The 21,442-nt window shown below is 49.7% G+C and carries 20 protein-coding genes; 13 read left to right on the top strand and 7 right to left on the bottom strand.

Annotated elements, in window-relative coordinates; genetic code table 11:
- Window positions 1-107: 107 nt before the first annotated feature.
- The 5 genes from Q0198_RS06940 (at window position 108) to Q0198_RS06920 (ending at window position 4,513) form a co-directional block, all read left to right on the top strand.
- On the top strand, window positions 108-1,691 hold the full coding sequence (locus Q0198_RS06940) for a tannase/feruloyl esterase family alpha/beta hydrolase (protein ID WP_297896414.1): 1,584 nt from the start codon (window positions 108-110) through the stop codon (window positions 1,689-1,691).
- Window positions 1,692-1,712: 21 nt separating this feature from the next.
- Window positions 1,713-2,180, top strand: coding sequence for a hypothetical protein (locus tag Q0198_RS06935; RefSeq protein WP_297896413.1), 468 nt, complete (start codon window positions 1,713-1,715; stop codon window positions 2,178-2,180).
- A gap of 270 nt (window positions 2,181-2,450) precedes the next feature.
- A complete protein-coding gene (locus tag Q0198_RS06930) occupies window positions 2,451-2,846 on the top strand; it encodes a hypothetical protein (protein ID WP_297896412.1) in 396 nt (131 codons plus the stop codon).
- 196 nt (window positions 2,847-3,042) lie between these two features.
- A complete protein-coding gene (locus Q0198_RS06925; RefSeq protein WP_297896410.1) occupies window positions 3,043-3,801 on the top strand; it encodes an SDR family NAD(P)-dependent oxidoreductase in 759 nt (252 codons plus the stop codon).
- Window positions 3,802-3,913: 112 nt separating this feature from the next.
- Complete coding sequence (locus tag Q0198_RS06920; RefSeq protein ID WP_297896408.1) at window positions 3,914-4,513, top strand: NAD(P)H-binding protein; 600 nt, start codon at window positions 3,914-3,916, stop codon at window positions 4,511-4,513.
- Window positions 4,514-4,521: 8 nt separating this feature from the next.
- Here the strand turns inward: Q0198_RS06920 and Q0198_RS06915 are convergent, their stop codons facing one another.
- Complete coding sequence (locus Q0198_RS06915; protein WP_005872687.1) at window positions 4,522-4,731, bottom strand: 4-oxalocrotonate tautomerase family protein; 210 nt, start codon at window positions 4,729-4,731, stop codon at window positions 4,522-4,524.
- A gap of 188 nt (window positions 4,732-4,919) precedes the next feature.
- On the opposite strand from Q0198_RS06915, the gene Q0198_RS06910 reads away from it, so the two are divergent.
- From Q0198_RS06910 to Q0198_RS06900, 3 genes are all read left to right on the top strand, one after another.
- Window positions 4,920-6,692 (top strand): aryl-sulfate sulfotransferase, encoded by a 1,773-nt coding sequence (locus Q0198_RS06910; protein ID WP_297896406.1) that lies wholly within the window; start codon window positions 4,920-4,922, stop codon window positions 6,690-6,692.
- A gap of 128 nt (window positions 6,693-6,820) precedes the next feature.
- Entirely contained in the window at window positions 6,821-7,675 is an 855-nt protein-coding gene (locus Q0198_RS06905; RefSeq protein WP_297896405.1) for an aldo/keto reductase, read from the top strand.
- A 255-nt stretch (window positions 7,676-7,930) separates the two neighbouring features.
- Window positions 7,931-8,581, top strand: coding sequence for a thiol:disulfide interchange protein DsbA/DsbL (locus Q0198_RS06900; protein WP_297896404.1), 651 nt, complete (start codon window positions 7,931-7,933; stop codon window positions 8,579-8,581).
- 337 nt (window positions 8,582-8,918) lie between these two features.
- On the opposite strand, the gene Q0198_RS06895 is transcribed toward Q0198_RS06900, so the two are convergent.
- Genes Q0198_RS06895 through Q0198_RS06880 form a run of 4 tightly spaced genes read right to left on the bottom strand, consistent with a single transcriptional unit; the run spans window position 8,919 to window position 12,578 of the window.
- Window positions 8,919-9,599: a response regulator gene (locus Q0198_RS06895; protein WP_297896403.1), complete on the bottom strand. Its 681-nt coding sequence runs from the start codon at window positions 9,597-9,599 to the stop codon at window positions 8,919-8,921.
- Window position 9,600: 1 nt separating this feature from the next.
- A complete protein-coding gene (locus tag Q0198_RS06890) occupies window positions 9,601-11,250 on the bottom strand; it encodes a sensor histidine kinase (RefSeq protein WP_297896401.1) in 1,650 nt (549 codons plus the stop codon).
- A gap of 39 nt (window positions 11,251-11,289) precedes the next feature.
- Window positions 11,290-11,913, bottom strand: coding sequence for a protein-disulfide oxidoreductase DsbI (gene dsbI / locus Q0198_RS06885; protein ID WP_297896400.1), 624 nt, complete (start codon window positions 11,911-11,913; stop codon window positions 11,290-11,292).
- 8 nt (window positions 11,914-11,921) lie between these two features.
- Entirely contained in the window at window positions 11,922-12,578 is a 657-nt protein-coding gene (locus tag Q0198_RS06880; protein ID WP_297896398.1) for a thiol:disulfide interchange protein DsbA/DsbL, read from the bottom strand.
- 234 nt (window positions 12,579-12,812) lie between these two features.
- On the opposite strand from Q0198_RS06880, the gene Q0198_RS06875 reads away from it, so the two are divergent.
- From Q0198_RS06875 to maeA, 4 genes are all read left to right on the top strand, one after another.
- Window positions 12,813-14,660: an aryl-sulfate sulfotransferase gene (locus Q0198_RS06875; RefSeq protein ID WP_297896397.1), complete on the top strand. Its 1,848-nt coding sequence runs from the start codon at window positions 12,813-12,815 to the stop codon at window positions 14,658-14,660.
- Window positions 14,661-14,886: 226 nt separating this feature from the next.
- On the top strand, window positions 14,887-15,132 hold the full coding sequence (locus Q0198_RS06870; protein WP_297896395.1) for a hypothetical protein: 246 nt from the start codon (window positions 14,887-14,889) through the stop codon (window positions 15,130-15,132).
- A complete protein-coding gene (locus tag Q0198_RS06865; RefSeq protein WP_297896393.1) occupies window positions 15,086-15,637 on the top strand; it encodes a hypothetical protein in 552 nt (183 codons plus the stop codon). The genes Q0198_RS06870 and Q0198_RS06865 overlap by 47 nt, the downstream gene beginning before the upstream one ends.
- Window positions 15,638-15,646: 9 nt before the next feature.
- Window positions 15,647-16,516 (top strand): oxaloacetate-decarboxylating malate dehydrogenase, encoded by an 870-nt coding sequence (gene maeA / locus Q0198_RS06860; RefSeq protein ID WP_297896391.1) that lies wholly within the window; start codon window positions 15,647-15,649, stop codon window positions 16,514-16,516.
- A gap of 419 nt (window positions 16,517-16,935) precedes the next feature.
- Here the strand turns inward: maeA and menA are convergent, their stop codons facing one another.
- Window positions 16,936-17,838: a 1,4-dihydroxy-2-naphthoate octaprenyltransferase gene (gene menA / locus Q0198_RS06855; protein WP_297896389.1), complete on the bottom strand. Its 903-nt coding sequence runs from the start codon at window positions 17,836-17,838 to the stop codon at window positions 16,936-16,938.
- A gap of 172 nt (window positions 17,839-18,010) precedes the next feature.
- Between menA and Q0198_RS06850 the strand changes: the two genes are divergently transcribed.
- Window positions 18,011-18,841 (top strand): pyridoxamine kinase, encoded by an 831-nt coding sequence (locus Q0198_RS06850; protein WP_297896388.1) that lies wholly within the window; start codon window positions 18,011-18,013, stop codon window positions 18,839-18,841.
- 889 nt (window positions 18,842-19,730) lie between these two features.
- On the opposite strand, the gene hcp is transcribed toward Q0198_RS06850, so the two are convergent.
- On the bottom strand, window positions 19,731-21,059 hold the full coding sequence (hcp, locus tag Q0198_RS06845; protein ID WP_297896387.1) for a hydroxylamine reductase: 1,329 nt from the start codon (window positions 21,057-21,059) through the stop codon (window positions 19,731-19,733).
- Window positions 21,060-21,442: the final 383 nt, after the last annotated feature.

Below are 21,442 nucleotides of genomic sequence, written 5' to 3'. Positions count from 1 at the left end.
TTCCGCATGGCTCCGCTAGGAATTCCATAATTTCTCAAATACGCTTGAAATTCACGATAAATTTTTATGTTAAAATTATGATTAATAAAATTTCAAAAGGAGCGGCAATGAAATATAAAATTTTAGTTGCAACCTTTACGGCTGCTTTGGGCTTACATGGCGCGTTTGCGAGCGATTTTGGCGAGCAAGCTTGCGCGGCGCTAAAGAGCACGAAAATTTACGATACAAAGATCAGTGAAGCGATCTGGAATCAAAGCGGCGAAATCAGCGCCGATAGGATGTCCGCGCTAACCGGCGGAGCGAAAAAGACGCTAAAAGCCGCACCGCACTGCATAGTCCGCGGTGAGATAGCCTCGCGCACGGGCTCGGACGGCAAACATTACGGTATAAAATTTGAGCTACGCCTGCCGGGAGTTTGGAACGGCAAACTGCTATTTCAGGGCGGCGGCGGTCTGGACGGCTTCGTCGCGCCGGCTCTTGGCGCCGTACCTATCCGCGCGAGCAGCGCAACGCCCGCTTTAATGAGGGGCTACGCGGTCGTTACGACCGATTCTGGTCATCCGACGCCGACGCCGGAGTTTGGGCTCGAGCAACAGGCGCGGTTAGATTACGCGTATCAGGCTATCGGCAAGGTCGCGAGCGTCTCAAAGCAGCTGGTTTTTGCGGCGTATAAAAAAGAGCCCGCGCACAGCTATTTTATGGGTTGCTCAAACGGCGGGCGCTCGGCTCTGATGGCGGCGCAGAGGTATCCACTGGAATTTGACGGCGTGATTGCGGCAAATCCTGGCTTTAGGCTTTCGCGCGCGGCGATCGCAGAGCAGTGGGATAATAAGCAGTTGATGAATATCGCGCCTAAAAACGCTGCTGGAGAGAAAATTTTTGCAAACGCCCTTACGCAGGAGGATCTGGATAAGCTAAGTAGGGCGGTGCTTGATAAATGTGATGCGCTGGATGGCCTAAAAGACGGCATTATTGGCGCTTGGGAGAGTTGTAAATTTGATCCTAGCGGCCTTGATCTGCCAAAAGATAAAATTTCCGCGATAAAAGCGATATTTGAGGGCGCAAAAAACAGCAAGGGCGAGCAAATTTACAGCGGCTGGTTTTACGATGCCGGAGTAAATCAGCCCGGCTGGCGCATGTGGAAGCTTGGCGACTCGCAAACGGCAGAGCCAAATGCTAGAAATATCGTGCTCTCAAAGGGTTCGATGAATTATTATTTCTTGACGCCGCCGCAACCGGAGTTTGATCTGATGAGCTTTGATTTTGATAAAGACGTGCAGCGAACATTCGAAACCGCGGCGATAAACGATGCGATTTCGACCAAGCTAGATAGCTTCCGCGCTAACGGCGGTAAGCTCATCATTGTAACGGGCGTTTCCGATCCCGTATTTTCGGCGATGGATCAGCGCGATTGGTTTAAAAAGCTAGTGGAAACCAACGCGAATGCGGACGAATTTGCGCGATTTTTTGCCTTGCCGGGGATGAATCACTGCGGCGGCGGTAACGGCATCGATGACGTCGATCCGCTAAGCGCGCTTGAGGCGTGGCGCGAGCAGGGAACGGCTCCATCTAGCCTGCTAGGCAAAAGCACGAGCCGCGCGGGCAAGCAGATCCCTATCTGCGCGTATCCAAAAGTGGCTACCTACGTAGGCGGCGACGAAAATAGCGCGAGTAGCTTTGAGTGCAGATAAAATTTATTTAAAGGAGTAAATATGAGAGGCAAAATTTTAACCGCGGCCTTTACAGCGGCGCTTTTGTGCGGCTGCGCGGCGCACGATGCAAAGCTGGGCAGGGAGGCGGATAATAGGGGCGAAAGCGTGGCTGCGGACTGCGGCACGAGCGAGGGCGTCTGCAAGGTGCCCGCCGTGCAGGGGCCGATGGTAGGCGGCGGCACGGATGAGCACGGCTGCTTGGTTGCCGCGGGGCAGAGCTTTTCAAAGATCAAGAATGGTTGCATGCAGGTCTTTGACGTCGCGGACGTGAGGCTGCACGACCCTGATAACGCTACGCTCGCGATCTACGGGATATTTTCCGCGGATAAAAGCAGGGTCGAAATTTTTTGGGCGAGCTTGCCGCAGAGCGAAATTTTAAGCAAAGTTAAGGGTGGCTGCTACGTCTCGAAGAACGGAAAAATTTCGCTGCTAAAAAGCGGCAAGGGCTATAAGATCCGTAGAAAATAGCGGGTGAAATTTTAAGCCCGCCAAATTTCGCGCGCTGCGGAGAAATTTAATCCAAGCGCGCCAAGGCTTAGGCCTGCTCAGCAGGCTAAGACGTAAATTTAGAGCAAATCAATACCAAGCTGATTCGATTATTCGCGGTATCTGCCGTCTATAAAAATTTAATCAAAGGAGCAAAAATTGAGGTCATAAAAGTAGGTCTACAAAAATCATATCCCAAACCCGGGCGCGACCACGCTCGTATCGGCCAAATACGATGGCGACGTCAATGCGATGGCGATAACGTGGGCACAGGCGCTTGACTACGACAAGGTTACTATTGTGCCGCACAACAGTTCATACACGAGGACGCTCATCGAAAAGAGTGGGTATTTCGCCGTGCAGATCCCCACGGCAGCGCAGGCGGAGCTAGTTAGCGAGATGGGCGCCGAAAACAACTCGCGCTTTGATAACGCGGATAAAATGAAAAACGTGGAAATTTTTTATAAAGATGACTTCCGCGTACCGCTGATCGCGGGCTGCGCGGATGGCTCGTTTGCAAGCGTACCCCCGAGCCTCATAACGAGCAGAGTTATGATCTTTTCATCGGCGAGGTCGTCGCGGCGTATGCGGACGAGAGGATCTTTGACAGCGGGCACTGGCTGTTTGAAAAGATCCCTGACGAGCTAAAAACGCTTCACTACGTCGCCGGCGTTCGGTACTATCTAGACGGCAAAGCGGTAGACACCAAACGCACGCCCATAAGCGGCGAGTAAGCCGCCTCACAAAATGCCGGCAAATTTGTAAATTTAAGACGAGCGCACGCGTGAATACGCGGCGGGCTTCGGTAAAATTTCAAACTAAAGAATCTAAAAAAGGATAGAAAATGAAAAAATATATCGTCATCACCGGCGCAAGTTCTGGTATCGGAGCAGCCGCGGCAAAGGCGTTTGCTAGGCTCGGAGAAAATTTGATCCTAATCGCGCGCAGAGCGGAGCTTCTGCAAAGTTTAAAGGACGAGATCGCGCAGATCGCGCCCGAATCGGACGTAGTCGTTAAAATTTGCGACCTTGCGCGCAGCGAGAACGTCTTAGCGCTTTGGGACGAGCTAAAAAGCTATGAGCTAAAGACGCTCATAAACAACGCGGGCTTTGGAGATTACGGCGCGGTCGGCGAGCGCGATCTATCCAAAGTCTCGCAGATGCTGGAGCTCAACATCATTTCGCTTACGCTGTTAAGCCACCTCTTCGTACGCGACTACAAGCGCAAGCCCGCCCAACTCATCAATATCTCCTCCGCAGGCGGCTACAGCATGGTGCCAAACGCCGTCACCTACTGCGCGAGCAAGTTTTTCGTAAGCGCCTTTACGGAGGGCTTGCACCGAGAGCTGGTGCAGGATAAAGAGGCCAAAATGCAGGCTAAAGTCCTAGCGCCTGCCGCGACTAGGACGGAGTTCGGTCCCGTGGCGACGGATGACGCGGACTACGACTACGACGCGGCTTTTAAGCGCTATCACTCAAGCGAGGAGATGGCGGAATTCCTGCTTACGCTTTACGATAGCGACGCGTGCGTGGGTGCGGTGGATCGAAACAACTTCGAGTTTAGCCTGCAAGCTGCGCGATTTGATTACGCGGACAAACGCTAAAATTTATGCATTACGCGCCGCGCGACGAAGCGTAAAATTTTGAGTAACGTAGCGCCGGAGTTAAATTTGACCGCAAAGCGCGATAAAATTTAAAGAAATTCAAGGAGCGAAAATGGGTAAATCCGCCTTGGTGCTGGGCGCTACGGGCGTCGTGGGCAGGGAGCTGGTACGCGAGCTTTGCGAGAGTCCCGGTTACGATGAGGTAGAGGTATGGGTGCGCCGCGAGATAGGCTTTTGCCACCCTAAGTTTCGCGCGCGGATCATTGATTTTGAGGGTATCTCGGATATCGCGCCGCATAAATTTGACGAAATTTTTTGCGCGCTGGGCACGACGATGAAGCAGGCGGGCTCGCACGAGGCGTTTTTACGCGTGGATGTGGACTATGTCTATGCAGCGGCGAAGTGGGGCAAAGCAGCGGGCGTACGGCGCTTCGTGCTCGTATCAGCTCCGGGTGCGAGCGAGGATTCGCTAAGCTTTTATCTGCGCGCTAAAGGACGTATCGAGCGGCGCGTGAGCAAGCTTGGCTTTGACAGCCTTCAGATCGTCCGTCCGCCGACAATCTTGGGCGAGAGATCGGATACTCGCCCGATAGAACGGCTCGCGGCGGCGGTTTTTAAACTGCTGCCCGCCTGCGTGTTCGGCAAATTTAGACCGCTTAGCGGCGCAAGTAGTGTGCGCTGCGAGCGTGATTTTTGGCTTCAAATCCTATAAAAATTCACTCATTTTTTCTCTTTATTTTGTTTGATCTCCTCAAGACTTAGACCGCTTTTACCGATGCTGTCCATACCGAGCGTTTCGATCATCACGAGTATTGCGGCTGGGTCTTTGCCTAATACGCGTGCTAGCGTATTCGTAATCTCGGCGATGATTTGCTTTTTTTGCTCTTTTGTAGGCTCCGGAGCGGCTACTTTTATATTTACGAATGGCATTTTCTCTCCTTAAATTTGATAAAGCAGGGCTAATTATATCAAATTTTAGCCTGTTACCCGTCTCGTTTGCGTTCTAAAATTTAAGTAGATATATTAGAATTTAACTTTAAATTTGATTTAAAGCTAGTATGATTATTATGTGATTCGGTAGTAGTAAAATTTTATAAATTTACCCAAAAGGAGCAAATATGCGTAAGAATTTTTTCGGTTCTATCGTTTTGGCTGCGGCCTTGGCAAGCGGCGCGTTTATAGTGGTGCCGCAGGCTGCGAGTGCGGGCGTTTTGGCGCATCAGGTAAAAACCCAAGGCGAGCTCGGCTCGGTGTTTATCAACCCCTACGACGTAGCGCCTCTGACTGCGATCATCGATAGGGCGGGCAAGGACATCAAGGATATCCACGTGCGGGTGCTCGGTAAGCCGAACGGCGGCATCGACATCGCCTATAACGTCTCCGAGCATGCGCTGCTGACGCACGACGGTGTGCCGATCTGGGGACTGTATCCAGACTATCTAAACGAGGTCGAAGTAAGCTACGTTTTTAACGGCGAAAAGAAGGTCGAAAAGTATAAAATTTACGCTCAGCCGATCGTGACGTATAGCCGAGATTATAGATTTAGCCATATGCAAAAGATGAAGGTTAAAAAGGTCGATCCAGCGTTTAAAAACAGGCTCTATCTCATCAACAACACGATCACGAGCGTCCATAAGCCGCTTGATTGGAAAAACGGGGGTGCCGCTAGCTGGAACGACTTCACCGAAAATTTCGTCGTCGATACCCAAGGCGAGGTCAGATGGTATCTGGATTATCAGAAATTTTACGACCGCAGCGAGCGCAGAGTGATGGACGGCGGCATGATGATGGGCTTTCATCAGCTGCCAAACGGCGATCTGAGCTGGGGCATGGCGCAGCGATATATGCGCTACGATATGATGGGTAAGGAGGTGTATAATCGCGAGCTGCCGCGCGGCTACATCGATCTTAGCCACGAGGTGATGCCGCTAAAGGGCGATCATCTGCTGCTTCGCGTCGGCAAATACAACTACCACCACGCAGACGGCAGGCTCTCGCACACGATCAGAGATCACATCATCGAAGTGGACGGCAGCGGCAAGGTCGTGGACGAGTGGGATCTGAATGAAATTTTCGGCAAAAACGTTTATCGCAGCAACCTCATCAAGGCTCTTGACGCTCGTGCCGTGTGCCTAAATATCGATATGGACGCCAAAGAGATCAAAATCAGCGACGATCTTCCTTTTGGCGACGTGACCTCGACCGGCACTGGACGCAACTGGGCGCACGTAAACTCGATCTCATACGATCCTAGCGACGACGGCATCATCCTCTCGCTTCGCCACCAAGGCATCGTCAAGATCGGCCGCGACAAAAAGGTAAAATGGATCCTAGCGTCTCCTGAAGGCTGGAGCGCGGACTTTAAAGAAAAAGTGCTAATACCCGTGGATAAAAACGGCAACAAGATCAAATGCGAAAACTCAAAATGCGAGGGCGACTTCGACTGGTCGTGGACGCAGCACACCGCATGGCTCACTCCGCGCTACGATAACAAGGGCACTGTAAAGCACATCAGCGTATTTGACAACGGCGACGGCCGCGGCATGGAGCAGCCTGCGTTAAAAGAGGAAAAATACTCTCGCGCGGTCGAGTACAAGATCGACGAGAAAAAAGGTACCGTCGAGCAGACGTGGGAGTTTGGCAAGGAACGCGGATTTGACTTTTACAGCGCGGTTACTAGCGTCGTGGAGTGGCAAAAGGATAAAAGCACGTATTTCATCTCAAGCTCGAACGTCTATCTGCTAAAGCCTGATAAGACGATCAAAATGGTACTCGTCGAGATCGACCCGAAGACAAACGACATCAAATTTGAGATGGACGTGGAGTCTGCCTCGAGAGACGACGTGGCCTACCGCGCGATGGTGATCGATCCGAATATCTTTGATTATTAAAATTTCGCGATAGGTTGGAATTTAGCTTTTAAATTTCACCTACTGCTTTGGTGTGGATAGAATTTTGCAAATTAAGCGCGAAATTTTAAATTTTTATATAAGATGAATTTTTTAGCAAAGGAGCAAAAATGGAATTTGTAAGCTTAAACGACGGCAACAAGATGCCGATTTTGGGATTTGGCGTATTTCAGGTATATCCGAAAGAGACGCAAAGATGCGTTGAGGATGCGATCTCGGTCGGCTACCGCAGCATCGATACGGCAAAGGCGTATTTTAATGAAGAAAGCGTAGGTGCAGCAATTAAGACGGCTCTCACAGGTGGGTTAAAGCGCGAGGAGCTGTTTATCACTACTAAGCTTTGGATCAGCGACGCAGGTGAGGAGCGCGCGCTAAAGGCCTTTGATGCGTCGATGAAAAAGCTAGGACTTGACTACCTCGACCTTTATCTCATTCATCAGCCATATGGCGATATTTACGGCTCGTGGCGAGCGATGAAACGTTTGCGCGATGAGGGCCTTGTTCGTTCTATCGGCGTTAGCAACTTCTACGCCGATCGGATCGTCGATCTGTGCGAAAACAGCGGCGTGATCCCTGCGGTAAATCAGCTTGAGTGCCATCCGTTTTATCAGCGTGAAGCGTTAAAATGCGTACTTGAGGGCTACGGCATAACATTTGAGTCGTGGGCTAGCTTCGCCGAGGGTAAAAACGATATATTTAAAAACGCCGTGCTAAGCGGTATCGGTGAAAAATACAGCAAAAGCTCAGCTCAGGTTATTTTGCGCTGGTTAATTCAGCGCGACATCATCGTCATTCCAAAGAGTGTAAAAATAGAGCGAATGAAGCAAAATTTCGACATTTTTGATTTTGCGCTTACGCCCGATGATATGGCTGCTATCGCTGCGCTGGATACAGGCAAGACGCTATTTTTCGATCACGCAGATCCTGAGCGCGTAAAGTGGATAATCCATGCCTTTGATAAGTAAAATTTATTAAATTAAAGCGGATTGCATGCTTTAAAATTAAGCCGCGAGCGTGCAATCCTTGCTATTAAATTTGAGCTTGAGCGAGATCAGAGATAGTGCTTGTGGCGATAAATTAACTTACTTGCTCAAGCGGCGTGATGGCGTAGCCTGCTATTTATATATTTTCTGTGGGAAGCCACCTTGCCTTTGTCCGCTTTAATCTCAAATTTACCCTTTATTTTATACAATCTTTGAAATTTACCGCAAAGGAATTTTATGAAAATCGCTAAAATTTTTAAAGCTCTAGCCGCCGTTTGCTTGCTTAGCGTAGGTGTAAACGCGCTAGAGGAGGGCGTTAATTATCAAGTGTTGCAAAAGCCGCTAAATGTGCCGAAAAACAGCGTCGTTAAAATTTTTAACTACGAGTGCCCGCACTGCTATGCGTTCGACAGGACGGTCACGCCGCAGCTGATGAAAAAGCTCGAAGGGACGGAGTTTTTGCCGTGGCATCTAAAGACCAAAGGCGTGTTTGGGCAGACCGCAAGCGGTATATTCGCAGCCCTTATCGTGCTTGATGAAAAGGATGACGTCGGCCCGCTAAGCGACGAGTCGAAATTTAAAAAGGCGAAATTTGCGATTTACAAAGCGGTCCACGACAAAAAGGATGATTTTGGCGGCGGTAGCGATAAACAAAGATTCATCAAAACCGCGCTGGATGCCGCGGGCGTGAGCATGAGCGAATACGAAGCGGCGCTTGCCAGCAAAAAGGCGCAGGCTCTGCTTACGCAGTGGGACGGAGGCTACGAAGTCGCGGTGATTTCGGGCGTGCCTGCCTTCGTCGTGGGCGGCAAGTATCTCTTAAACACGGCTTCGTTCGGCTCGCTAGATGAAATGGTCGCCGCGGTAAAGGAGCTGCTGGCGAAATAGGCCTTGTCGCATTAAATTTAGTCGCGCCAAAGCAAACTTTGTTTTATGCGTAGCGTTAAATTTGGCCGCGGGGCTTCCAGTAAATTTTATCGCTAAGCCCTGCGGCACGATAGCGACTAAATTTTATGTTTTCAAAGCGCGGGTTTCGGCGGGTAAAATTTGAGCCAAAATTTACAAATTTGACTTTAAATTTAAATGTAAAATTTCAAGGTGAAGTATTTTTGTCATAGACAAGGCGGATAAGCAAGGGCAAAGGAGCGTATATATAATACGTGACTGCAGCCCGCAGCGAGATCCAACGAAGTATAGGGCAAAAAGGCAAGCCGCCAAATTTAGACTATTCGCCGCTTAGTAGGATATACCCACTCTCGCTAATGTTTTTAAATTTAACCCCCAGCTCCCGCTTCAGCCTCAGCACGACGTTTTGTATCGCGCCCTTGCTCGAAAGCTCGTTTTCATATACGAACTCCTCGATCATCTCGTAGCTCACGAGCTTGTTTAGGTTATACGCAAAGAGCCAAAAGAGCTTGTTTTGCAAAAACGAGAGATAAATTTCTCTACCGTTTTTGTAGATCTTTTCTTTGGCGAGATTTATGCTCGTTTGCGGGCTTAAGCGCACGAGCTTCTCGTCCTTTTCGTAGGTCAGAGCCACGAGTAGGCGGCGCAGCGCGGTGATATCGACCGGCTTTTTTAGAAAAGACGCCGCGCCGTGCTCGATGCTTTTGATGAGGTTGTCGTCGGTGTCGTAGGAGGTAAAGACGATAAATTTTTGCACGGGCTTGATGCGTATCATCTCCTTCATCATCTCAAAGCCGTTCATCGCGGGCATGTGGATATCGGTGATGACGACGGCTGGGGCTAGCTTTTTAAAGCGCTCCAGCCCCTCTAGCCCGTCCGCCGCGCCCCAGACGCTTAGGCAGTAGGGCTTTAGCCCGCTTATTAGCAGCTCCCTTGCGATCTCGTCGTCCTCGACGATGAGGACGCTCAGGTCTTTAAGCAGCTTTAAGTGCTCTTGCATCTCACTCCTTTAAATTTATCTCAAAGCCGAGCTCAAACGTCGTCGGATCGCCCGCGCTTAGCAGCTTGACGTCGCCTGAAAGCTTTTCGTTTGCTAGCTTTTTGCCGAAATACAGCCCGATGCCGCTTCCTTGCTTTTTGGTGGTTTTTGGCTGGGTCAAAATTTTATCCCGAGCCGCTCTGCTCACGCCGCTGCCGTAGTCCGTGACGGATATTTTGCACATTCCGTTTTCAAATTTGACATCGATAAAAACTTGCCGTTTGGCAATCTCGTCTTTGTATCGCTCCACGACCGCGTCTTTGGCGTTGTGAATGAGGATGAGTAAAATTTGCTGTACGATGCCCATCCGCTGCGTGGCCTCTTCGTCTTTAAACTCGCGCAAGCTTACCGCGACGTTTGCCTTGCTAAGCTCGGTGTGCATGAGCTTTAGCAGGTCTTTTATGCAGCGCTGCACGCTAAATTTTTGCGGGCTGTCGCTGCTTTTGTAAAAATTTCTAAAAATCTCGATCGTATCGCTTAAAAGCACGGTCGCAGCCTGCCCCTTTTGCAGCATATGCTCTAGCGTCGCGGCGTCTAGTTTGCCGTCTTTTTGCAGCATGAGCAGGCTTGAGATCATCAAATTTAGCGAATTTACAGGCTGGATAAACTGATGATTTATGCCGCTGATTAGCTCGCCCGCCTCGCTCATGCGGGCTTTGTGCTTGAGCAGGGCCTCGTAGTCGTCTTGCAGGTTTTTGATTTTTGAGTACATAAAGGTATGGAGGAAATTTGCCACGAGCGCCAGCGCCGCGAACGCAAAAAGCAGGATGAGGGCGTTTTTTAGCACGGAGTTAAGCAGCGCTGCGAGCTCCTTTTCGTTATCGGTGCCTGCGCCGATGAACCAGTTTAGCGTGGGGATCTCGGCGACGGAGATGAAATTTGATCCGATATTTATGCTAGTGATATCCTCGCTCCGCAGGAAAAGCTCTTTAAATTTATCCTCGATCTGCTTTTTTAGCGCTGCATCCTTCATCGGGGTTAAAATTTCGCCGCCGTGCGTGACGATGAAGGCGTAGGTATCCGGCGCTAGCTTAAATTTTTCCATATTTTTTAGTATATTTTGCAGCTTCACCACGCCGCAAAACACCCCCGCAAACGAGCCGCCGTCCAGCACCGGCACGCATAAATTTAGCGTTGGCTCGCCTAAAATTTTATGGCGCTGCATAAAATTTACCGTGGGCGCCAGCGTGCTTTTGGTCTCCTCGAACCAAACAAGCCCCGTGCGCAGGCTCTTTGGCATCGCTTCGTCGTCTGCTAGCTCTTTGCCGTCTACGAAGATCTCCCCGTCCTCGCGCAAAAACTGCAAAGCGTCAAATTCCGCGGAGTTTTCTTTAAAAAGCCGTATGAAACCGCCGAGCTTTTCGTCGTCTCGTATCGCGCCTGCGTTTTGCATAAATTTAGCCGCGCGCACCAGCGAGTGCAGTCGCTCATCCAGCCAAAACGAGAAATTCCCGACCATATTTTCGCTCGCGGCGATCTTGTTTTTATCCGCGAGAGCGATGATCTGCGCCTTGGCGTCCTCGTAGTTTTTCACGCCCAAAAGCACCACGAAAAGGCTTGCGAAAATGATGATGAAGTAAATTTTAAAATTATGCTCGCGTAAGGCTCTCATGCGGCGAGTATAGCAAAATCGGCCTAAATTTAGACCGATTTAAGCTTTTTTCAGAGTTAAAATTTTGCAAATAAACATCGCGGCGAGCACGACGAAGCAGACGCCAAAGCCGATGAGCGTGCAGTCGGCCATCGACATAAATTTGCTTGATGGGATCAGGTACCAGCCGTCCTCGTAAAGATCGACGAGATATTTTTGAAATCCGCTTAGCGTGACGCCGTCCGGAACCATCGGATTATCGTAGCCGCAGTCGCCCGTAGGCAAGAACCAATCGGGCGCCCACCGCTCAAGCGGCAAACCAAACGGATAGTGCGGCTCGGTCGAGCAGCCCTGCACGCCAAACGGATCGTCTCCGTGGACGGCGTCGTGGATCTTGGCGAGCTTGACGCTATACATTATGCCCTGAATCGCGCCCCAAAAGGCTAGCAGGTAGCCAAGCGCGGCTAGGAGTAAATTTTTAGGATTTATGATCGCGACCAGGCCTCCTAGCGCCATGCACAAAAATGCAAAGCGGATATAGACGCACTGCTCGCAAGGCGGCATATAGACGTAGTTTTGAAACAGCGAGTGCGCTAGGATAACAAGCCCGACGCTCACCGCTATAAGGATCGCCCACGGCAGGCGGCTGTCTGCGAATTTTGCTATTTTTTCCGCAAATTTCATGCCGCGCCCTATTTTTTAAGCAGCTCTTCAATTAGCTGCGCCATGCCGTCGATAGAGCTGATGGACTTCGTCATGATGAGGTATTTGCCGTTTACGACAAACGCCGGCACGCCTTGGATCTTGGCTACGTCGTAGCTCTCGTCCCATTTTTTAAGCAGTTCGGCGACTTTTGGATCCTCTAGTTTTTTTTGATAGTCCGCTTCGCTGATGCCCGCTGCATCAAGCCCAGTCTTTAAAAACGCAGCCTCGTCCTTGCCGTCGCTCCAGCGCTGCTTTTGATCGTGATAGGCCTTGTAGTAGGCAAATTTTGCTTTTTTAAACAGCGAGTTTTCATCTAGCAGGCTCACGCCCTTTTCCTCGTCCATCACGGCTAAAACGGCAAAAATTTTACTCGCCGCCTCGCCGTATTCGCCCTTGGTTTTTAGATGAAACGGCACGTATTTTAGCCCCGCGACTTTTTCTACGACCTTCGGCGTGACGGTTTTGTCGTATTTGTAGCAAAACGGGCATGCGTAGCTAAAGACCTTAACTAGCGTGTTTTGCTCCACTGATAACGGCTTTTCGAGCTTTACGTAGTCCTCACCCTCGGTAAACGCGGCTGCGCTCATTGCGCCGAACATCGCTACGGCTAGAAAGCCTTTGCTAAATTTAGAAAGTAGGTTCATAGAGTGCTCCTTAAAATGATTTTGTTTGCGTTAATTTTATATTCTCTCGCCGCCGCAAAACTCACGCTAAGATAAATTTTAGATTAAATTTATAAAATTTCGACTAAATTTTGGCACAAAAGCCAAAATTTGAAATTATTTTTTATAATTAAGCAAGTTTTAATAAACGCGTGATTTCTACGTTAGCGAGGTTGATTAAAATTACGGTATCAAACCAATTCAAAGGAGAATAAGATGAAGCGAACTCTTTCTTCATTTGCGCTAGCTGCGGCGCTTTTAGGCGGTTTAAACACGGCGGCGCTGGCTATCGGCGGACCTAGCGGCGCGCACATAGACTACGGCATCCCGGGCAAGATCGGCGAAGTAGTCGTAAATCCATACGACATCGCGCCACTAACGGCGGTCATCAAAAACGGCGGCTACACGCTAGCAAATGCAAAAGTCACCATCGTGCCGAAGCCGGGTGGTCAGGTTATCAGCTATAAAGTTGCCGATAAACACCTGCGCACTCACGGCGGAATCCCTGTTTTCGGACTATATCCCGACTATCAAAACACCGTCGAGGTCGAGTATGATAAAATTTATAAGGGTGGGACCGAGCACATAAAAGAAAGCTATAAAATTTACGCTCCGGCGATTTATCTAGAGAGCTCGGGCATGCCGTCTCAAAAGGGCGCGCTGTTTGATAAAATCGAGGTTGTAAAGGCTCCGAGCGCGAAATTTGCTAACCGCCTCTACTACGTAAATAACTTCGTAAACAAAACCGGCAAAGGCACAAAAGTCGTGTGGAACAACCCGGCCGGCGGCGCGATCGAGTGGAACTACAGCCCGAACAACTTCATCCTAGACACCAAAGGCGAAGTGCGCTGGTATCTGGAGCCGAGTAAAATTTACGACCTCAAACAGCCGTTTAGCGCGGGCGTCATGATGGGCTTTAAGCAAAACGACGACGGCGCGATGACGTGGGGATATGGCCAGCGATATGCCAAATACGACATAATGGGCCGCGAAATCTTTAACCGCGAGCTACCGGCCGGCTACAACGACTTCTCGCACTCCATGGACGTAGCGCAAAACGGACACTATTTCCTGCGCGCGGCAAACGCCAACTATAAACGCGCCGACGGTAAAAACGTCCGCACCGTGCGCGACGTAATCGTCGAAGTCGATAGAGACGGCAACGTCGTGGATGATTTTAGGCTGTATGAAATTTTAGATCCGTACCGCGACATCGTGCTAAAAACGCTCGATCAGGGCGCAGTGTGCCTAAACATCGACGCTAGCAAGGCGGGCCACACCGCGAGCACGGACGAACTAGCCGCGATGGATACGAACGAAAAATGGGGCGACATCGTGGGCTCGGGCCCGGGACGCAACTGGGCGCACGTAAATAGCGTGGATTATGATCCAAGCGACGATAGCATCATCATCTCCAGTCGCCACCAAGACGCCGTCATAAAGATCGGCCGCGACAAAAAAGTCAAATGGATAATGGGTGCGCACAAAGGCTGGAAAGATCAGTTTAAGGGCTACTTGCTCCAGCCTGTAGATAAAGACGGCAAAAAAATCGTCTGCGAGGACGAGTACTCAAAATGCCCGGGATATGAGAGCGAGAAGGGCGGATTTGACTGGCAGTGGACGCAGCACACGGCATTTAGAATCGACAGCAAGTCCAAAAAAGGCGTAGTGTATCTCACTGTCTTTGACAACGGCGATACGCGCGGCATGGAGCAGCCTGCGATGGCGGGTATGAAATACTCCCGCGCGGTCGTCTATAAAATCGACGAAAAAGCTAAAACCGTCGAGCAGGTCTGGGAGTACGGCAAACAGCGCGGCAGCGAGTGGTACAGCTCGGTCACATCGCTCGCGCAGTATCAAGACGACCTAGATAGCGTGATGGTTTACTCCGCGGTTGCCGGCATGCAGTTTGACATCGCCAAAGGCCGCCCGGTCGGCGTGCCTAGCCCTCACATCAACGAGTTTGAGTGGGGCGCAAAAGAGCCGTCAATCGAAATCAAAATGACTAACGCGATGGGCTATCAGGCGTTTCCGTTTAGCCTAGAAAAGGCGTTTGAGAAGTAAAATTTAAATTGAGCGGCTCTGTTTGGCAGAGCCGCTTGTAAATTTGCATTGCCTGTTGCTGCATTTTCATCATCTCTGCTTATGGTAAAATTTCGCTCGATTGATTGAATTTATCCATACAAAACACCTTCGCGCGGTAAAATTTTGATTGTATATAAATTTAGACTGAAGCAGTATAATTTATTCAAGTCGAAAAGCAAGACTCAAATAAAACAAAGGAGCGCGTATGGAAAAGTATGGCTATGACCGCATCAATGATGCGTTTTTGAACAAGGGAACGGCATTCTCCGCCGAAGAAAGGAAAAAGTATCATCTGGAAGGACTGCTTCCTCCGTGTATTGACGATATTGAAACGCAAGCCGATAGAATTTACCGCCAGATGGAACGGAAAACTTCCAAAATAGAAAAAAGAAGATTCCTCATGGATGTTTTCAATCACAACCGAACGCTTTTCTATCAACGTATTCCATGAACATATTGTAGAGTTGATGCCGATTGTTTATGATCCGGTTATCGCGGAAAGTATCGAGCAATATAGTGAGCAGTTTGTCGATACGCAGGGTGCGGCATTTTTGTCAATCGATGCTCCTGAGCAAATTGAAGATGTGCTCCGTCATGCCGCCGGTGACAGACACATCAGACTTATCGTTGCGACCGACGCGGAAGAAATTCTCGGTATCGGCGACTGGGGAACGAACGGCGTTGATATCTCCGTAGGAAAACTGATGGTCTATACTGCCGCCGCTGGAATTGACCCGAAATCGGTACTGCCGGTCGTGCTGGATTGCGGAACAAATAGAGAGGCGCTGCTGAATGATCCGCTCTATCTCGGAAATCGCCACAAGAGAATATACGGCGATAGATATTACCGCTTCATCGATCAATTTGTAACGACGGCGGAAAAACTTTCCCCCGACTTATACCTTCACTTTGAAGACTTCGGCAGATCGAATGCCGCAAAGGTTTTACAAACATAACAGAAAACTTTGCCTGTATTCAACGACGACTGTCAAGGAACCGGAATTATTACACTTGCGGGAATTCTCGGCGCTATGAAAATCAACGGGCAAAAGCTTACGGAGCAGGTATATCTGTGCTTCGGCGCGGGAACGGCAGGAGCGGGAATCACGGATCGCATATTCAGAGAAATGGTCGCGCAAGGTCTTTCCGAAGACGAAGCCCGCAGCCGTTTTTATATGGTGGATAAGCAGGGGCTGCTGTTTGACGACATGGACGACCTGACGCCCGAACAAAAACCGTTTGCGCGAAAACGTAGCGAATTTGGTAATGTGAGAGAGCCCGTCTCTCTTACAAAAGCGGTTATGGCGATACGTCCGACGATCCTTGTGGGAACATCGACAGCGCCGAAAACCTTTACGGAAGAGATCGTTCGCGCTATGGCGTCATGGTGCGAGCACCCGATTATTTTTCCGCTCAGTAATCCTACAGAGCTGGCTGAAGCTACGGCTTCAGACTTAATTCATTGGTCGGATGGCCGCGCAATGGTGGCAACGGGAATTCCTGCCGATCCGGTGGAATACAAGGGCGTCACGTACACAATCGGGCAGGCAAATAACGCGCTGATTTATCCGGGATTGGGATTAGGCAGTATCGTGGTAAATTCAAAGCTCGTGACGGATGAAATGATCTCGGCAGCTGCACATTCGCTTGGAGCCTTTCTTGAAACTGGAAAACCCGGAGAAGTGGTTTTACCGCCGGTAGCACAGCTGACGGAATTTTCCGAAGCGGTTGCCGTCGCAGTCGCCTCTTGTGCCGTCCGTCAAAAATTAAACCGCGTTGCAACGGATGATGTGGAAAAAACGGTCAAAAACTGTATCTGGAAACCGGAGTACTAAAGCACGGAAAAGCCGATAATAGAAATGGCGGCTGGTAACAATACGCTCAGCAAGCGATTCTATTGGCAAGTATTCTACGCGCTCACAATCCTTAAGCGCCGCTTCGATGAATGGCGGGAGCTATCACAAAACGAGGCGGCGCAAACTCGCGCAGAGCAAAATGCGGTCAAAGCAGCATAAACGTGCGCGAATTTTGACGCGAGATCGCTGAAATTTGATACATTGAAAGCTCGGGTGGCGCGGCGCTTTGTCGCATGATTCTTAGGGGTCGCTTCGCGCAAATTCGCTCAAAACTCAATCAAATTTGGAGTACTAAGTGATCGGGCGTAGGTTTAATGTGCGTGTGTTTTCAATTTTATCTCGGTTAAGCGCCTCGAAACGGGCCGAGAGGCGCGCTTGATTTTAAATTTAATTCAAATTTAGCCCAAAATCTCCCCGACGAAAAATAGCGCCGACATAGCAAACGTGCAGAGCGCGACGACCTTGAGCTGCCCGTCGAAGTGGCAGCACTCCCACACGCGCGAGACGAAAAAGAGATGCCGAAGTAGCGGCGCGAAGCTCAGCGCGTAGAGCAATCTCACGCCCGAGCCGCCGCGCAAAAGCGAGTAGCAAAGCATCAATCCCGCTCCGCCCGCGATCAGCGCGTAGTGGTAACGTTTGGCTGCGCGCAGTCCGATACGAACGGGGATCGTGCGCTTGCCCTTGAGCGCGTCGTTTTGGATGTCGCGCATGTTGTTTAGATTTAGCACGGCGGTGCTTAGCATCCCGCACGCGCACGCAGGCAGCAGTAGCGCCGCATCAAGCGAGCGGGCATATAAAAAATACGAGCCCAGTACGCTCAAAAGCCCAAAAAACAAAAACACGAAAACGTCGCCAAGCCCCTTATAGCCGTATGCGCCGGCGCCCACGGTGTAGCGGATCGCGGCGTATATCGACGCGCCGCCAAGCGTCAAAAATAGAGCCACGAGATAAAACCGCTCGCCGAATGCCAAAACGCTTAGCGCGAGGCTAGAAAATGCCGCAAGTAGCGCCGTAGCGACGATGACGCGCTTCATCTGCTCCGCGCTCATCTGTCCCGTTTGTATCGCGCGACGTGGTCCCAGCCTGCCCTCGTCGTCGGTGCCCTTTACCGCGTCGCCGTAGTCGTTAGCGTAGTCGCTTAGCACCTGAAACAGCAGCGTCGTAAGCAGCGCCAGCGCGAAAATATCCGCTCTAAATACGCCCGCACCGTATGCCGCGCCGCTGCCGAGCAGTACGCCCGAGACGCTAAGCGGCAGCGATCTAAGGCGCGCGGATGCATAGAGAGCTTTTGCGGTTATCATTTTTTGCCTTTTTAAATTTATACGCCGAATTTGCGGCGAACTCAACTTAAAATTTAGCGGAAAAACGCCAAAAATATCATAAATTTAGACTATTCGTAGAGTAAATTTTATTTAAATTCGCCTTTTTAATATAAATAGCGGTAAAATAGAGCCAAAAATTTTAGGAATTGTGATGAAAAAAGTTCTTACCGTTCAAGATATATCCTGCGTGGGCAAGGTTTCGCTGACCGTCGCCTTGCCGATACTAAGCGCGATGGGGATCAGTACGAGCGTGATCCCTACGGCGGTTTTATCAATGCATACGGGCTTTTCGGGCTACACCTTTTGCGATCTAAGCTCTCAAATACGCGCGATCATGGCGCATTGGAAAGACCGCGGAGTGGTATTTGACGGCATCTACACGGGCTTTTTGGGCTCGGCAGCGCAGATCGAGATTATGGGCGAGCTATTTGCGAGCTTCGGCGGCGCGGGCAAAACTATTTTGGTAGATCCTTGCATGGGCGATAACGGCGTATTTTATCCTGGCTTTAACGAGGATTTTGCCCGTATGATGGCGCTTCTGTGCGCTCAGGCCGACGTCATCACGCCCAATATCACCGAGGCCTGCGCGATTACAGGCGTGCCGTACCGAGAGGATGCGGATAGGGATTTCATCATGGATCTGCTTGCAAGGCTTCGAGAGCTGGGCGCTAGACAGGTTATTTTAAAGGGTATCGGCTACATCGCCGATCAGTGCGGGGTTTTCAGCTACGATGCGCGCACGGGCAGAACGAACGAGTATTTTCACGAGCTGCTGCCGGTTAAATTTAACGGCACCGGCGATATTTTCGCAGCCGTAGCCTTCGGCGCAATAATGCGCGGCAAGTCGCTGGAAACGGCGGTTCGCATCGCTGCAGATTTCGTCGTCAGCACGATCAAAGAGACGATGAGCGACGAGGAGCGTAAGGACTACGAGGGGGTAGATTTCGAAGCGATAATCCCTGAGCTGGTGAGGAAAATCTAAGTTCTAGACGGATTTGGAACTCGCCGCGCGGACAGAGGATTTGTGGTAGAGCTTTAAAATTTTACCGCAAAAGGAAATTCTTAAATTTTATCTGCGGCGTGAAATTTTAAAATTTCAAAATTTATGTGTCGTGCGGCATGGAATTCTATAGGCGATGTGGAATTTTAGAATTCATGCATTGCGCGGGCTTATAATTTTATCTCCTGTATAGAATTTTAAAATTTGCACCGAAGTAAAGATGCGAAATTTATCACTAGCGCTGAATTCTAAACGCAAGGCTACAGCGAATTTATCTGCTTGTGAGCTGAGCTGCATTTTGAAATTTCGTACAAAATCTGCTTAAAATTTTATTCCTGCGAGTCGTGCGCTATGCACTTATAAAATAATCTCAAAATTTATGAGTAAAATTTAGATTAAAATCCGTATTTAAATTCCGATTAAAAATCCTGTGAAAATACTATATTTATTTAAAATTTTAACGGCACTAAATTGCAATATCTGATAGCGAAAAATGAGATGATACGGAAAATTTTATGAGATACCAAGCAATCAAGACGGCTACACTATAGCGGTTACTATAAGCGGCAGCGATACGGATAAGATAAATACTTACACAGAAAAAGAGGGATTGTAATAGCAAAGACGATTGGAATTTGAATGTGTAAAAAAGCACTTAATTAAATTTTTCGAAGCATTTAGTTGAGATTATATGATTTTAAAATTTAAATTAAGAAGGACGGCATAGTCGTGAAATTTAAATATGAGCGTCGGCGCAAAATAGCCGCGGATCGGCTAGATCTATTAAAACCGCCGTATACGTATAAAGGGTAAATTTAAAATCTAAGCTTTGCCGAATTTTAAATTTACCCGATTTGCCTCGCTATGAAATTTATTCGCCCAGGAAGTATTTCAGATCCGCCTGCGCGTCGCCGCTGATTAGGCGAAGTCCGAAATTTTGCACCAAAAAGCCCAAAATTTCGTCGTTGAAAAACTCAGGCACGGTTGGTCCCACGTTGATATTCTTAACGCCTAGGCTAAACAGCGCAAGCAGAATGATGACCGCCTTTTGCTCCATCCACATCAGAACGATCGAGACCGGCAGATCGTTTACCGCGATGCCCGTAGCCTCGCTAAGCGCCAGAGCGATCTTGACCGCGCCGTTGCTGTCGTTGCACTGACCTAGATCGATGTAGCGCGGAAGCTCGGTACCGGGCACGGTTCCAAAATCCACGTCATTGAAGCGGAATTTGCCGCAGCTGGAGGTCAAAATCACGCAGTCCTTAGGCAGGCTAAGCGCTAGCTCGCGGTAATACTCGCGTCCCTTGCCGGGTGCGTCACAGCCTGCGATGACGAAAAAGCGGCGGATTTTGCCAGATTTGATCGCGTCTAAAATTTGCGGCGCGAGGCTTAAAATCGTCTTGTAGTGTCCGCCCGTCACCAAGCTCTCGTCGCTGTCCATGCTCACGTCGCCGCACGCAAGCGCGCACTCGATGAGCGGCGTAAAATCGTCGTTTTGGATATGTTTGATCCCGTCTGTGCCAGCGATAGAGTAGCCGAACAGCCTGTCTGCGTAGCTACAGGACGAGCGAAGCGGCACGATGCAGTTCGTGGTCATCAAAATCGCGCCTTTAAATTCGTTGAAAAGCTTGGTCTGATCGAACCACGCCTTGCCGACGTTGCCCTTTAGGTGCGGATACTTGCGAAGCTGCGGATAGCCGTGCGCAGGAAGCATCTCGGAGTGGGTGTAGATATTGATGCCCTTGCCCTCGGTCGCTTTTAGCAGCGCCTCAAGAGCATGCAGGTTGTGTCCGCTAACCAAAATCGCTTTGCCTTCGACCTTGTTTTGACTAACTTTAACCGGGGTCGGTACGCCGAATTTTGCGGTATGCGCCTCGCTTAAGATATCCATAATCTGCACGCCCGCGCTTCCGACAGCCATCAGCTGCGCGATATGCTCGTCAAAGTTAAAATTTGAGTTCGTCAGCGTAAAATACAGCGTGTCCGCCATAACGGTATCGACCGCGCTAGTATCGGCGCCGAGCTCGTGCGCGTGGTGGCGGTAGGCGCTAAGGCCTTTAAGTCCGAAAACCATAGTGTCCTGAAGTAACGCCAGCGTCGAGGTTTTGCCGCAGGTGCCTTTGTCTTGGCCCTTTGCGCCGCAGCCCTCGGGCGCGCTCATTTGGCACTGATGACAGAACATCTCTAGATTGTCGCTCATAGAAAATCCTTTGTAAAAAAATTTAGTTGGTAATTTTAAGATTTTATTTAGGCAAAAAAATTGATTATAATCAATAAATGGCTAAATTTTATCAAAGTTGCTTCTAAAATGAGAACGATTTGAAATTTAAATCTATGCGGCGTGCGGTGCGAATAGCGCAACGAGCGTGCTGCTGTGAAGCAAACGCCTGCGGCTGGGCACTATCACGAAATAAGCGCTTAAGACCAAACCGCTGTCGAGCACGCGATTTCGCGACGAGACGTTCTCCTCTAGTCAAGTGTCTTGAGTTAAATCGTATCTAAGCCAACCTAAACGCGGCTCCGCATTATATCCTAGCACTTAATCGGAACCTGCGATATGGGTTTAAATATAAGTAAATTATT

This window comes from uncultured Campylobacter sp., from assembly GCF_938045205.1.
Classification (GTDB): Bacteria; Campylobacterota; Campylobacteria; order Campylobacterales; family Campylobacteraceae; genus Campylobacter_B.
This window is presented reverse-complemented; position numbering and strand designations above follow the sequence as displayed.